This window comes from Mycobacterium sp. E735 (assembly GCF_001666955.1).
Lineage (GTDB): Bacteria > Actinomycetota > Actinomycetes > Mycobacteriales > Mycobacteriaceae > Mycobacterium.
Genome location: NZ_LZIX01000001.1, coordinates 1 through 13291 on the forward strand (window position 1 = coordinate 1; position 13291 = coordinate 13291).

12 protein-coding genes and 2 pseudogenes are annotated in these 13291 nt (G+C 70.6%); 8 read left to right on the forward strand and 6 right to left on the reverse strand.

The window, feature by feature from the left end; all coding sequences use genetic code 11:
- Positions 1–76: 76 nt before the first annotated feature.
- Together A5704_RS00005 and A5704_RS00010 are read left to right on the forward strand one after the other, a co-directional pair.
- Positions 77–352 (forward strand): annotated as a pseudogene (locus A5704_RS00005) (MmpS family transport accessory protein); the annotation flags it as partial.
- Complete coding sequence (locus A5704_RS00010; protein WP_067758496.1) at positions 352–993, forward strand: DUF2561 family protein; 642 nt, start codon at positions 352–354, stop codon at positions 991–993. The pseudogene A5704_RS00005 and the gene A5704_RS00010, both read left to right, overlap by 1 nt.
- A gap of 7 nt (positions 994–1000) precedes the next feature.
- Here the strand turns inward: A5704_RS00010 and A5704_RS00015 are convergent, their stop codons facing one another.
- Positions 1001–1234, reverse strand: a complete 234-nt coding sequence (locus A5704_RS00015; protein WP_067758499.1) for a hypothetical protein — start codon at positions 1232–1234, stop codon at positions 1001–1003.
- A gap of 338 nt (positions 1235–1572) precedes the next feature.
- Between A5704_RS00015 and A5704_RS00020 the strand changes: the two genes are divergently transcribed.
- Entirely contained in the window at positions 1573–2031 is a 459-nt protein-coding gene (locus A5704_RS00020; protein WP_067758662.1) for a DUF5994 family protein, read from the forward strand.
- Here the strand turns inward: A5704_RS00020 and A5704_RS00025 are convergent.
- From A5704_RS00025 to A5704_RS00040, 4 genes are read right to left on the reverse strand one after another with little or no spacing between them, the layout of a single operon-like run.
- On the reverse strand, positions 2028–3725 hold the full coding sequence (locus A5704_RS00025) for a cytochrome bc complex cytochrome b subunit (RefSeq protein WP_067758502.1): 1698 nt from the start codon (positions 3723–3725) through the stop codon (positions 2028–2030). The genes A5704_RS00020 and A5704_RS00025 overlap by 4 nt on opposite strands.
- Positions 3722–4933, reverse strand: coding sequence for a ubiquinol-cytochrome c reductase iron-sulfur subunit (locus A5704_RS00030; protein ID WP_067758505.1), 1212 nt, complete (start codon positions 4931–4933; stop codon positions 3722–3724). The genes A5704_RS00025 and A5704_RS00030 overlap by 4 nt, the downstream gene beginning before the upstream one ends.
- Positions 4930–5784, reverse strand: coding sequence for a cytochrome c (locus A5704_RS00035; RefSeq protein WP_082950336.1), 855 nt, complete (start codon positions 5782–5784; stop codon positions 4930–4932). The genes A5704_RS00030 and A5704_RS00035 overlap by 4 nt, the downstream gene beginning before the upstream one ends.
- 40 nt (positions 5785–5824) lie before the next feature.
- Positions 5825–6436, reverse strand: coding sequence for a heme-copper oxidase subunit III (locus tag A5704_RS00040; RefSeq protein WP_067274561.1), 612 nt, complete (start codon positions 6434–6436; stop codon positions 5825–5827).
- A gap of 138 nt (positions 6437–6574) precedes the next feature.
- On the opposite strand from A5704_RS00040, the gene trpD reads away from it, so the two are divergent.
- On the forward strand, positions 6575–7684 hold the full coding sequence (gene trpD / locus A5704_RS27245) for an anthranilate phosphoribosyltransferase (RefSeq protein ID WP_231968675.1): 1110 nt from the start codon (positions 6575–6577) through the stop codon (positions 7682–7684).
- Here the strand turns inward: trpD and A5704_RS00045 are convergent.
- Positions 7622–9454 (reverse strand): annotated as a pseudogene (locus A5704_RS00045) (DEDD exonuclease domain-containing protein); the annotation flags it as partial. The gene trpD and the pseudogene A5704_RS00045 overlap by 63 nt on opposite strands.
- A 168-nt stretch (positions 9455–9622) precedes the next feature.
- Here A5704_RS00045 and A5704_RS00050 point away from each other — a divergent pair.
- The 4 genes from A5704_RS00050 to pimB all read left to right on the forward strand — a co-directional run bounded on the left by A5704_RS00050 (position 9623) and on the right by pimB (position 13269).
- Positions 9623–9877: a hypothetical protein gene (locus A5704_RS00050; protein WP_067758511.1), complete on the forward strand. Its 255-nt coding sequence runs from the start codon at positions 9623–9625 to the stop codon at positions 9875–9877.
- Positions 9878–10061: 184 nt separating this feature from the next.
- Positions 10062–11201: a peptidoglycan hydrolase RipC gene (ripC, locus tag A5704_RS00055; RefSeq protein WP_067886736.1), complete on the forward strand. Its 1140-nt coding sequence runs from the start codon at positions 10062–10064 to the stop codon at positions 11199–11201.
- A 25-nt stretch (positions 11202–11226) separates the two neighbouring features.
- A complete protein-coding gene (locus A5704_RS00060) occupies positions 11227–12078 on the forward strand; it encodes a hypothetical protein (RefSeq protein WP_067758668.1) in 852 nt (283 codons plus the stop codon).
- A gap of 48 nt (positions 12079–12126) precedes the next feature.
- Positions 12127–13269 (forward strand): GDP-mannose-dependent alpha-(1-6)-phosphatidylinositol monomannoside mannosyltransferase, encoded by a 1143-nt coding sequence (gene pimB / locus A5704_RS00065; protein ID WP_067758516.1) that lies wholly within the window; start codon positions 12127–12129, stop codon positions 13267–13269.
- Positions 13270–13291 lie beyond the last annotated feature (22 nt).

A 13291-nucleotide genomic window follows, 5' to 3' on the forward strand; every position in this document is an offset into this window, starting at 1 on the left:
GTTGCCGCGTGCGTCGGCCCCGATGACGGTCATCACGTGCTGACGTTTCCGTTCCCATCCGGACCAGTTCAGGTCGGCCGGCCCGCGGCAGGTGACCTACTCGGTCACCGGCACCAAGGCGCCCGGGGACATCATCTCGGTGACCTACGTCGACGCGTCCGGGCGGCGGCGTACGCAGCACAACGTGTACATCCCGTGGTCGATGACGGTCACGCCGATCTCGCAGTCCGACGTGGGCTCCGTCGAGGCGTCCAGCCTCTTCCGGGTCAGCCGGCTCAACTGCTCGATCACGACGAGCGACGGAACGGTCCTCTCGTCGAACACCAACGACGCACCGCAGACGAGCTGCTGATGGTCAGCAGGTATTCGGCGTACCGCCGCGGCGACGACACCATTTCGCCGGACGTGATCGACCGCATCCTGATCGGTGCGTGCGCGGCGGTCTGGCTGGTGTTGCTGGGGGTGAGCGTGGCCGCGACCGTCGCGCTGGCGGACTTGGGCCGCGGCTTTCACAAGGCGGCCAGCAACACGCATTCCACCTCGTGGGTGCTGTATGCCGTGATCATCGTGTCCGCGCTGATCATCGCCGGGGCGATTCCGATGCTGATACGGGCGCGCCGGATGGCCCAGACCGACCCGGCCGCCCGGGGGATGACCGCGCCCAGCAGGCCGCCGGTGCGGCTGATGTCGCAGGCGCCGCGCACCGCGGCCGAGCGGGCGCGGCAACCGCGGCCCCAGGCGCCGGCTCCGGCGGGAGATTCCGACTGGTCGGGTGAGACCGTCGATCGGGTCTGGTTGCGCGGCACCGTGCTGTTGGTGACCGCGCTGGGCGGGGCGCTGGTCGCGGTGGCGACGGCCACCTACCTGATGGCCGTGGGCCACGACGGCCCGTCCTGGGCCGCGTACGCAGTCGCCGGTGTCGTCACCGCCGGGATGCCGGCGATCGAATGGCTGCACGTTCGCCAGCTGCGCCGGGTCGTCGACGCGGGGTAGGCGCCGGTCAGGACGCCTTGCCGTACCGGCGAACCGATTCGTCCTCGCCGAAGGTGCCGGTGTGTTGCGCGCCGTTGGCGTCGCGGCCGAAGAACGTCCAGCGCCGCGGGGTCGTCTGCGGTCCGCTGATCATCTTGACGGTGTAGCGCAGCTGCGTGGGACGCAGCGTGCCGATGATGTCGCCGACGCGGATCTTCGAGGGATGGATCTCTGGCGCGTCGGCCCAGTCCTGTATTGCCATTACGCCCGTCCTCACCGTTTCGGCCCCCCGCTCACCAGGACAGCGCCACGGTCAGGCACCCACAACTCTAGTGGACCGGCGGGGCCGAGCCGGTTGCCGCGACACCGGGGCGATTCCGGCGTCGGTGGGGTCACCCTGGCCGTCCCGACAGGTCACCGGGGGCGTAGCGTCGACGGCGAGCCGTTTCGTTGTCAGCGGTGGTCCGTGCGATCGGTGCGGGTGCCACCCACGGGCAATGCGATTCCTCCGTCCGCCCCGCGCCCGCCGGGGCGAACGACGCCGACGTGAAGGAAACCGCCCGTGGATGCCACAACCGGCCACGACCGCCGAGCCCGTCGATGAGCGCGCCGGAACGCCGACGTCGAGCCAACCCCGTCCGGCTGTCGGTGGGGCGTGAGCTCGGGCGGGCGATCGACGGCGCGTGGTGGCCACGCGCGGACCGCATCACCAACGAGTTGCCCGAGCTGATCGCCGTCCTGACCCCGTTGCTTGGGGAGGTCGAGTCCATCAACGTCAACTGGCCACCGCTGCAGCGGCCGCCCGACCTGAACTGGTCCGGATGGGAACGGAAACGTCAGCACGTGATGACCGTCATCGGGGCCGACGCACGCGTCAACCTGCTGGTCATCCCGTACGCGACCTACAGCGCGCTCGCCCTGATGGTGTTGCGCTGCGCGGCCGACCTACCCGTCGAGGCGCGCGACCAGGTGAAGCCGGCGTTTCTGACCGCCGGCTCCATCCTGCGGGCCGCGCACCAACAGTGCGGCACGGCTGTCACCGAACCAGCGCGAGGCTAGTGGTGCTCGCCGTTCTTGCCGTTTGAACCGACGGTGCTCTCCTGGTGCTCGCGCAGGGCGGTGAGGGCGCGTTGCTCCGAGCTGTGTGCCGCCTCGCGCAGCGCCGCATCCTCCGACACCGGGTCGGCGAACAGGAAGCTGCCGTGCCCGGGTGAACCCGCCGAGCCCAGCTTGTTCATCCGCTTCGGCAGTGCCGCGCCCTGATACTCGAGCGGTAGCGGGTGGCCGTGGTCGTCGACCGGGCCGAGCGGCTGATGCAGCTCGATGTACGCGCCATGCGGCAGCCGCTTGATGATGCCCGTCTCGATGCCGTGCGCCAGCACCTCCCGGTCGCTGCGCTGCAGCGCCACGCACCACCGGTAGGCGATGAAGTAGACCACCGGCGGCAGGACCACCATTCCGATGCGGCCGATCCAGGTCGTCGCGTTCAGCGAGATCTGGAACTTCAACGCGATGATGTCGTTCATCGCGCTGAGCGTCAGCACCATGTAGAACGCGATCGCCATCGCACCGATCGCGGTGCGCACCGGGGCGTCACGCGGCCGCTGCAGCAGGTTGTGGTGGGCGTAGTCGCCGCTGAACCGCTTCTCCAAGAAGGGGTAGACGATCAGCAGGACGAAGATCAGGCCCATCAGCAGCGCCACCCAGACGGGCGCCGGGATGGTGTGGTGCCAGAAGTAGAACTCCCACGGCGGCCAGATACGCGCCAGGCCCTCGGTCCACATCATGTAAAAGTCGGGCTGTGAGCCGGCGGAGACGTGAGATGGCTTGTAGGGGCCCAGGTTCCAGATCGGGTTGATCTGCAACAGCCCACCCATCAGTCCGAGCACGCCCACGATCGCGGCGAAGAACGCGCCGGATTTCACCGCGAAGATCGGCATCACGCGCACGCCCACGACGTTCTGCTCCGTGCGGCCCGGGCCGGGGAACTGGGTGTGCTTCTGGAACCAGACCATCGCGAGGTGCAGCCCGATCAGCGCCAGGATGATCCCGGGGAGCAGCAGGATGTGCAGCGCGTACATCCGCGGGATGATGGTGCCCACCGTCGCGCACTCGTTGCCGATGCCGCCGCAGGGGAAGTCGCCGCCGAACAGCGCCCAGTGCAGCCAGGTGCCGATCACCGGCATCCCGAGCGTGATCGAGGACAGCGCGGCGCGCAGGCCGATACCCGACAACAGGTCGTCGGGCAGCGAGTAGCCGAAGTACCCCTCGAACATCGCCAGGATCAGCAGCAGCGAGCCGATCACCCAGTTCGCCTCGCGGGGCCGCCGGAACGCGCCGGTGAAGAAGATGCGGGCCAGGTGGACCATGATGGAGGCGGCGAAAATCAAAGCGGCCCAGTGGTGTACCTGCCGAACGAACAGGCCGCCACGCACCTCGAACGAGATGTCCAGGGTCGAGGCGAACGCCTTGGACATGTCCACGCCGCGCAGCGGCTGGTAGGCGCCGTTGTAGGTGACCTCGGCCATGGACGGGTCGAAGAACAGCGTCAGGTACACGCCGGTGAGCAGCAGCACGATGAAGCTGTACATCGCGATCTCACCCAACAGGAACGACCAGTGCGTCGGGAAGACCTTGTTCAGCTGCCTGCGCACCGCCGCCGAGGGGTGATAGCGAGTGTCGATGTCCTCGCCCTGACGGGCCAGAACATCGCCGATCTTCGGCGGTTTCGGGGGACTCAGTTTGGGACTCATGTTGTCGTCCTCTCCCAGAATGCCGGTCCGACGGGTTCGACGAAGTCACCGTTGGCGACCAGATACCCGTTGGAGTCGATCGTGATGGGCAGTTGCGCCAGCGCACGGGCCGCCGGGCCGAAGATCGGCTTGGCGAAGTGCAGGGCGTCGAACTGCGACTGGTGGCAGGGGCACAGGATTCGGTAGGACTGCTCCTCGTACAGCGACGCGGGGCAACCGAGGTGCGAGCAGACCTTGGTGTAGGCGAACAACTCGCCGAAGTTGAAGCTCTCCTGGCCCTGGCGCTTGACCACCCGCGGCATGTCCGTGGGCCGGATCCGGATGAGCATCACGGGGTTTCGGACGCCCTGGTTGATCGCCCGCAGCTTCTCCTGCGATTCCGGCGTGGTGCCGTCACCGTCGGATTCCCGCCACGGGAACACGGTCTCCATGCCGCCTGCGTCGAGGTCTTCGGGCCGCATCTTGATGAACGGCGACGCGCCTGCGGAGCCGGTGGCCCGCGCGAGGAAGATGGTCTCGCCCGCGTACCGCGGGGTCCACCCGGACGTCCACAGCACCGCCTTCTTCCCGTTTGCGGTGGGCACCACCGGTTTCCACGGGTTCTTGATCAGGCCGCCGGCGAAGGCCACCAGGGTCGACAGGCCGAACGCGCCGAGGCCCAGCCCCAGCGACGCCCCGATCACCTTGCGGCGGCGGACGGTCGAGCCCTCCAGGGCGTCGGTCAGGTTCGCTACCACCGTCTTGCGGTCGACGTCCCGCGAGGCGCCGTCGTGGCGCTGCTGGATCGAAATCTCTTCCGGGATAAACCGTTTCTGGTAGAGGATGGTGCCGATCGCGATCGACAGGATCGACATCCCGAAGGTCAGCCCGTACAGCGGGGTGGCCAGGTCGTAGAGCAGGCTGCCCGCGGCGCTCTTGGGCTTGTACTCCCACGGCCAGAACAGGAAGACCAGCAGCAGCGCCAGGCCGAAGCCGCCGCCGAGCAGCAGCCACAGGGCGACCCCACGCTCGGCGCGCTTCTCGGCCTTGGTGCCCTCGACGGGCCAGCGGGGTTCCTTGACGATCGTCTCGACGCCGTCGAGCTTGCCGCCCAGCGCCACCAGCTCGTCGCGCGACATGGCCGCCAGCGCGGCGTCGTCGGGTTCCCTCTCGCCGACACCATGGGCGGTTCCGCCGGTGTCGGAGCCGCGAACGTCCTTTTCGCTCATGATGCTCGTGCCCCAATCCACAGTGCCAAACCGATGGCGGCGACCATCCCGATGATCCACGCCGCCATGCCCTCGGGCGCGGGCCCGAAGCCGCCGAGGCCGTAGCCGCCGGGCTGGCGCTCCTCGGTGACCGCCTTGATGTAGCCGATGATGTCCTTCTTGGCTTCGAAGGACAGCTGGCCGTCGGAGAACTTCGGCATGTTCTGCGGGCCGGTCCGCATCGCCGCCAGGATCTGCTGCTCGTTGGCCGGCTCGAGCGGCGGCGCGTACTTGCCCGACGACAGCGCCCCGCCCTTGCCGGTGAAGTTGTGGCAGGAGGAGCAGTTCAGCCGGAACAAGTCACCGCCGCGGCCCAGGTCCTCGCCGCGCAGCGACTTCATGGCCAGGCTGCCGTCGGGGTTGCGCACCGTGGTCGGGCCGCCGCCGTTGGCCTGCACGTAGGCGCCCAGGGCGTCGACCTGCGCCTCGTCGAAGATCGGCTCCTTGCGCGGCGCCTGGGCCTCGCCCGTCATCGCGGGCATCCGGCCGGTGGACACCTGGAAGTAGACGGCCTCCTCGCCGACCCCGATCAGGCTGGGGCCGCGGTCGGGCACGCCCTGCAGGTTGGCGCCGTGGCAAGAGACGCACGACGTCTCGAACAGCTGCTTGCCGGTCCGCAGCAGCGCCGAGGACGACTCGTCGGCGACGGCCACCTGCGGGCGCGGCGTCAGCACGGCCGCCAGCCCGCCGGCGATGGTCAGCGCGATCAGCAGCAGCAGCCCGCCGGACAAGCGGCGGCGCAGCCGCCGCCGGGAGCGATCACTCGCTGCTTTTCGCGGCTTCCGGTTTCGCATGGACCCCAGCTTCTTCAACCGAGCACTCCTGTTCATTCCGTTATTCGGAGCCGTCGGCTCATCGGATGAAATAGATCACGGTGAACAGCGCGATCCACACGATGTCGACGAAATGCCAGTAGTAGGACACGACGATGCTCGCGGTGGCCTGCGCCGGAGTGAACTTGCTCATCGCGGTGCGGGCCAGCAGGAAGATGAACGCGATCAGACCGCCGGTGACGTGCAGCCCGTGGAAACCGGTCGCCAGGTAGAAGACGCTGCCGTAGGCGCTGCCCGGAATCGTCGTGCCGTGGGTGGCCAGGTGGTAGTACTCGTAGCCCTGCCCGCAAACGAAGAACAGGCCCATCAGGAAGGTGATCACGTACCACCGGCGCAGCCCGAAGACGTCGCCGCGTTCGGCCGCGAACACGCCCATCTGGCAGGTGAACGACGACGCGATCAGCACCAGCGTCACCGGTACGGCCTGATAGAGGTTGAGTTCGGTCGGCGGCGGCGGCCACTTTCCGCCCGACTGCGCACGCGCGGTGAAGTACATCGCGAACAGGCCGGCAAAGAACATCAGCTCGCTGGAGAGCCAAACGATGGTGCCGACACTGACCATGTTGGGTCGATTCAACGAATGAACCCGCGACGTGATTGCAGTACCTGAGGTCCCTACAGCGCTGGTCACATCCGCAAGTATGACGCTTTGTAGTTGTTGAACTCCACCCGGGGCGGCATTTGATGTTTTCGCGTCGCGACCACGGCGGGAGCGGGCGGCCGTATGCGACGGTTGGGGGAGGTTCGGTCCTCGTGGGACCATCGGCGCGTGGCTCTGTCATCTGAGGCTTCATCCCTCGGGGGTTCCGCCGCGGGCGCGGCGGGAACGGCGCCGTCGTGGCCGCGGATCCTGGGCCGGTTGACCGACCGCCACGATCTGCCCCGCGGCCAGGCAGCCTGGGCCATGGCCCAGATCATGTCCGGCGACGCGAGCCCGGCCCAGGTCGCCGCCTTCGCGGTGGCGATGAAGATGAAGGTGCCCACCTCGGCCGAGGTCAGCGAGCTGGCCGAGGTCATGCTGAGCCACGCCCGCCCGCTGCCCGCGGGCGTGCGCGACATCGCCTCCGGTGCCGTCGACATCGTCGGAACCGGTGGTGACGGCGCCAACACCTTCAACTTGTCCACCATGGCGGCGATCGTGGTCGCCGCCGCGGGCGTGCCGGTGGTCAAACACGGCAACCGCGCGTCGTCGTCGCTCGCCGGCGGCGCCGACACGCTGGAGGCGCTCGGGGTGCGCATCGAGCTCGAACCCGAGCAGGTCGCGCGGAGCCTCGCGGAGGTGGGCATCGGGTTCTGCTTCGCGCCGCTGTTTCACCCGTCGTACCGGCACGCGTCCGCGGCGCGCCGCGAGATCGGCGTGCCGACGGTGTTCAATCTTCTTGGGCCGCTTACCAATCCGGCCAGGCCGCGGGCGGGCTTGATCGGCTGCGCATTCGCCGACCTGGCCGAGGTGATGGCGGGGGTGTTCGCCGGTCGCCGGTCCAGCGTGCTGGTGGTGCACGGCGACGACGGGCTCGACGAGCTGACCACGACCACCACCAGCACGATTTGGCGCGTGCAGGCCGGCACGGTGGACAGGCTGACCTTCGATCCGGCCGGCTTCGGTTTCGCCCGAGCCGATCTGGGCGATCTGCTGGGCGGCGACGCGCAAGCCAACGCGGCGGAGGTGCGCGCGGTGCTGGCCGGCGGAAAGGGCCCGGTCCGGGACGCCGTCGTGCTCAACGCCGCCGGTGCGATCGTCGCGCACGCCGGGCTATCCAGCCGCGCTGAATGGTTGCCGGCGTGGGAGGACGGGCTGCGGCGCGCCGGCGCGGCGATCGATTCCGGTGCGGCCGAACAGCTGCTGGCGCGATGGGTGCGGTTCGGCCAGCAGGTCTGAATCACGTTGGGCCGCTTGCTCGTACGCCAACCGGGCCGAGCGCGCCGAGGCCGCCCACGCCGCCCACCCGCCGGCGGAGCGCAACGGTGACGCCCACCCCGCCGCGTCGGGGGAGTCGTCGACGCGGACGATGCGCACCCCCGGGCCGGCCAGCCAGCGCGCGATGAGGGCGGACTCCTCCACCAGCGCACCGCCGAGCGGGGCCGGGCTCGGCAGAATCGCTTGTGCCCCAGCCACAATCGCGTCGACCACCGGCATCGGGGGCACCCCGCGCCGGGCGGAGCCCGCCGCCGCGAGCTGGCCGTGCCGGACGACGGCGAGGTGGTAGCCGCCCTGTCCGTCGGGCGCGGCCGCGATCAGCTCGGGCAGCGCGGCCAGGGCGCGCAGCCGCTGGCCGCGCCACAGGGTCTCGACGGCTGTGGCGGTGCGGTCGCGCAGGCGGGCGGCGCTCTCGAAGTGGCGGCGCTCGGCCAGCGCCGCGACCTGGTCCACGGCGGCGGCCAGGGCGGCATTCTTCAGGCCGTCGATCAAGGCGGTGGCGTGCGCGACGGCCGCGGCGTATTGGGTCGCCGTGACGCCGCGCGCCGCGGGGCACGGCGAGACCTCGACCTCGGCGCAGGCCGGGCCGTGCAGGACCGAGCGCCCCAGCCGGGCGGTGCAGGTCCGCAGCCCGGTGAAGCGGGCCAGCAGGGCGGCCGTGTCGGCGGCGTCGGCACGCGAGCGGAACGGGCCGACGGCGCGGTCATGGCGGGGCGCCCGCACCACCGCGAGCCGCGGGAACGCCTCGTCGGTGAGCGCCACCCACCACCATCGGTGCGGGAACCGCGACCGGCGGTTGTAGGGCGGGGCGTGCGCGGCCAGCAGCCGCAGTTCGCGGACGCCGGCCTCCAGGGCGTGGGCGCACTCGACGTGGTCGACCGAGGTGGCCAGGTTGACCATCTCCTTCATCCGGCCGCGCGGGTCCGCGCCGGTGAAGTACTGGCCGACCCGGCGGCGCAGGTCGACGGCGGTGCCGACGTAGAGCACCTCGCCCGACGGCCCGCGGAACAGGTAGACGCCAGGCCGGCGGGGCAGGCCCTCGGCGAGGACCCGCTTGCGCCGCTGGGCCGGCGTCACGTCCGGCAGGTAGGCGCGCAGGTCGGCGTAGGTGTGCACGCCCTGATTGCCCACCCGCTCGATGAGGGCGTGCAGCACGTCGACGGTGGCGCGCGCGTCGTCGAGGGCGCGGTGGGTGGGCTGTGTGGCGACGGCGAACAGCCGCGCCAGGGCGGCCAGCCGCACGCTGGGGGCTTCCTCGCGGCTGAGCACCCGGCGGGCCAGCCGCACCGTGCACAGCACCCGCGGTCGGGGCCAGGCGATGTCGCACCGCGCCGCCGCGGCGCGCAGGAACCCGATGTCGAACCCGGCGTTGTGCGCGACCAGCACCGCGTCCCCGGCGAACTCGAGGAACATCGGCAACACCGCGTCGATCCTCGGAGCGTCGGACACCATCGCGGTGGTGATGCCGGTCAGCTGCACGACCTGCGGCGGGATGCTGCGTTCCGGGTCGACGAGCGTGGCAAACTCGCCGAGCACCACGCCGCCGCGAACCTTGACCGCGCCGATCTCGGTGATGGCGTCGGGGGCGCTTCCGTCCGTGCCCTTGGTGCGGCCGCCGGTGGTTTCCAGGTCCACCACCACGAATGTGGTGTCGCGCAGCGGGGCGTCGGCGGTGGCAAAGGGCGACCCCAAGTCGGCGAAGCTGAGCTGAGTCGCACCACCGGCACCCATGGCCGCGAGGTTAAGCGCGACCACCGACACCCGCGCGGCTCCCACGCCGGGGCGAGTCGAGCCTGTTGCCAGCCGAAACGCGGTGCCGGCTGGTTGTCGGTGGCTGCGGTTACCGTTCGGACAGTCCGACCTGACGTTCACCCAGCCCGACCGAGAGGACCGATCCCGATGGCACGAAGCAGCAGACCCGACGGCTACGGCGCGAAGGCGCCGGATGCGGGCGCCCCGGTGGTGATCGACTGCGACGACTGCGCGGTGCGCGGGCCCGGGTGCCGCGATTGCGTAGTCAGCGTGATACTCGGGGTCCCGGAAACTTTGTTGGAAGACGAATGCGCTGCATTGGCGGTGCTCGCCGATGTCGGCCTGGCGCCGCGATTGCGGCTGGTGCCCATCCGCCGCGAGCACGATTCGGGCGTCGCCTAGGATGCTTTGTGTGCCAAAGGCTTACGAGGGGGTCAGCGTCGTTCACACGATAATGACAGAAATCTATCCAATTTCTTAACCGCTCGCTTTGGACAAACGTCGATATCGTTTCGTAACCTGTTTGAGACCTAAACCAGCTCGACGGCGCGAGGGCGCGTCGGTGGCCGTTTAAGGAAGCAAAATCTTGAGGCTTGACTCTAGATACCCGTTTGCGCGTGTCCTCACACGAACTGCCATCGGGACGCTAGCGGGCTTCACTGTGTTAACGGGTGTCCTTGCTGCGCACGTCTCGGCCGACCCGGCCGACGACGCGCTGGCGAAACTCAACGAGTTGTCCCGCCAGGCCGAGCAGACCACCGAGGCGATGCACAGCGCGCAGCTCGACCTGAACGACAAGTTGGTGGCCGAGCGTGCGGCGGAGAAGAAGCACGACGACGCCCAGGCCGCCGTCGATGCGGCCAGGGCCCGGTTGGCGTCCTACCAGAGCGCCGTCAACAAGCTCGCCGCCGCGACCTACATGGGCGGCCGCGTGGACGGCATGACGGCCATGTTGACCGCCGGGTCGCCGCAGGGGCTGATCGACAAGCTGGCCATGCAGCGCCAGATGGCGACGCAGATGGCCGACCAGATGACGAACTTCCGGGTCGCCGGCGAGCAGGCCGCCAAGGCCGAGCGGGATTCCGCCAAGTCCGCCGCCGACGCCAAGAGCGCGGCCGAGCAGGCCGCCGCAGTGCGCGCGAGCCTGCAGTCCAAGCAAAGTCAGCTGCAGGTGCAGATCGCGGTCGTCAAGTCGCAGTACGTCTCGCTGTCGCCCGAGCAGCGCACGGCGCTCGCCGATCCCGGGCCCATCCCGGCCGGTCTCCCGGCACCCGGCGCGCCCGCGCCGGAGGCCGCGCCCCCGGGCGCGCCGCCGCCCGCGGGGCAGGCACCCGGTGAGGCGCCGCCCCCCGGCGGAATGCCCGGGCCGTTCGGCGGCGGTGACCGCGCGACCGTCGTGCAGGCGGCGCTGACCCAGGTCGGCTCGCCCTATGTGTGGGGCGGTGCCGCGCCCGGCGGGTTCGACTGCTCCGGGCTGGTGATGTGGGCGTTCCAGCAGGCCGGCATTTCGCTGCCCCACTCCAGCCAGGCGCAGGCCACAGGCGGCCAACCGGTGGCGCTGTCGGACCTGCAGCCCGGGGACGTGATCACCTTCTACAACGACGCGTCACACAGCGGCCTCTACGTCGGTGACGGCATGGTGATCCATTCCTCCACCTACGGCCAGCCGGTGCGGGTGGTGCCGATGAATGCCGCAGGCCCGGTCCACGACGCCCGCCGCTACTAGAGGCCCCGCCCGTCGGCTCACGCTGCTGCTGGCCTGGGTATTCCTGGTCGAGCTCATCGTCGCGGCGGCCGTGCCGCTCGAAGCCGGACGCGGTGTCGGGATCCGGCCGGCGCAGCTGGTCACGCCGACGCGCACCCAGGCGAGCGCCACGACGAAGTCGCTGGCCGTCGGTGACCGCACCGTTCGGCTGGCCGGTTTCGGCGGCCCGGCCAGTGATCGTCTGCTGTCACGGCTGGCCTCCGACGCCGGCGCCGCGATCGACGCCGTCGAGGGGTTCTGGGGCGTGCAATGGTCGCGCGACATCTCGCTGGTCGCGGCCCGCACCGACGAGGAGTTTCGCGCCGACGCCGGCGGGGGACCGGCGGCGCAGTGGGTGGACATCGCGGCGATAACGGTTGCCGACCGCCTCGATCCGGCGCACCGGGCGGCGGTGGGTGAGCGGATCGTCTTTGCGCCAGGCGCGGCCACCATGACCGAGGGGGCGCTCCGAATCGTGTTGGCGCACGAGCTTTTTCACTACGCCGCTCGGGCGGAGACCGCCGCGGACGCGCCCCGATGGCTGGCCGAGGGCGTGGCCGACTTCGTCGCCCGGCCCCGCACGCCGGTGTCCGCCGACGCGTTGCCGGTGCCGCTGACGTTGCCCTCGGACGCCGACCTGGACGCGCCCGGGTCGCAGCGCTCGCTCGCCTATGACCGGGCCTGGTGGTTCGCGCGTTTCGTCGCCGACACCTACGGCGCGGCCAAGCTGCGCGACCTGTATCTGGCCGTCTGCGGTGTCCGCCGCACCGACGTGCCCGCCGCCGTCCACGACGTCCTGGCGACCGACTCGGCCGGCCTGCTCGCGCGCTGGCACGACTGGCTGACCCACCCGGGCTGAGGAGATGCCCCGCACGGCCCGGGTGCGCGCGCAGGCTAGCCTGACGCGGTGAGTCGGGTCCTGCTGGTTACCAACGACTTTCCGCCCCGGCCGGGCGGGATCCAGTCCTACCTGAACGACTTCGTCGGACGGCTGGTCGATGCCCGGCTGCATTCGGTGACGGTGTACGCGCCGCAGTGGAAGGGCGCCGACGCCTTCGACGAGTCGGCCGGGGCGGCCGGTTACCGGGTGTTCCGTCACCCGGGCACGCTGATGCTGCCGGGACCGGCGGTGGACGCTCGGATGCGCCGGCTGATCGCCGAGAACGACATCGACACCGTCTGGTTCGGGGCGGCGGCGCCGCTGGCGTTGCTGGCGTCGCGCGCGCGCCAGGCCGGCGCGACCCGGGTGGTGGCCAGCACGCACGGCCACGAGGTCGGCTGGTCGATGCTCCCGGTCGCCCGGTCGGTGCTTCGCCGCATCGGCGACACCACCGACGTCGTCACGTTCGTCAGCCGCTACACCCGCGCCCGGTTCGCGCCGGCGTTCGGACCCAAAGCCTCGCTGGAATACCTGCCGCCCGGGGTCAACACCGACCGGTTCCGGCCCGACCCGGCGGCCGGCGCCGAGCTGCGCGACCGGTATCGGCTGGGCCAGCGGCCGACGGTCGTGTGCGTGTCCCGGCTGGTGCCGCGCAAGGGCCAGGACACCCTGATCAAGGCGCTGCCGTCGATCGGGCAACGCGTAGACGGCGCGGCCCTGGTGATCGTCGGCGGCGGTCCCTACCTGGACTCGCTGCGAAAGCTGGCCCGCGACTGCGGGGTCGCCGAGCACGTGACGTTCACCGGGGGTGTGCCGGCCGCCGAACTGCCCGCCCACCATGCGCTGGCCGACGTCTTCGCGATGCCGTGCCGCACCCGCGGCGCCGGCATGGACGTCGAGGGCCTGGGCATCGTGTTCCTCGAGGCGTCCGCGACCGGCAAGCCGGTGATCGCCGGCGACTCCGGCGGGGCACCGGAAGCCGTGCAGCACAACAAGACTGGCTTGGTGGTCGATGGACGGTCGCCGGACGCCGTCGCCGACGCCGTCACCGAGGTACTCGGCGATCCGGACCGGGCCGCGGCAATGGGGGCGGCCGGACGCGAGTGGGTGCAGGCCCACTGGCGGTGGGACACGCTCGCCGCCCGGCTGGCCGAGCTTTTGCGCGCCTAGCCGCTCGAGCGTCACGCTGGCG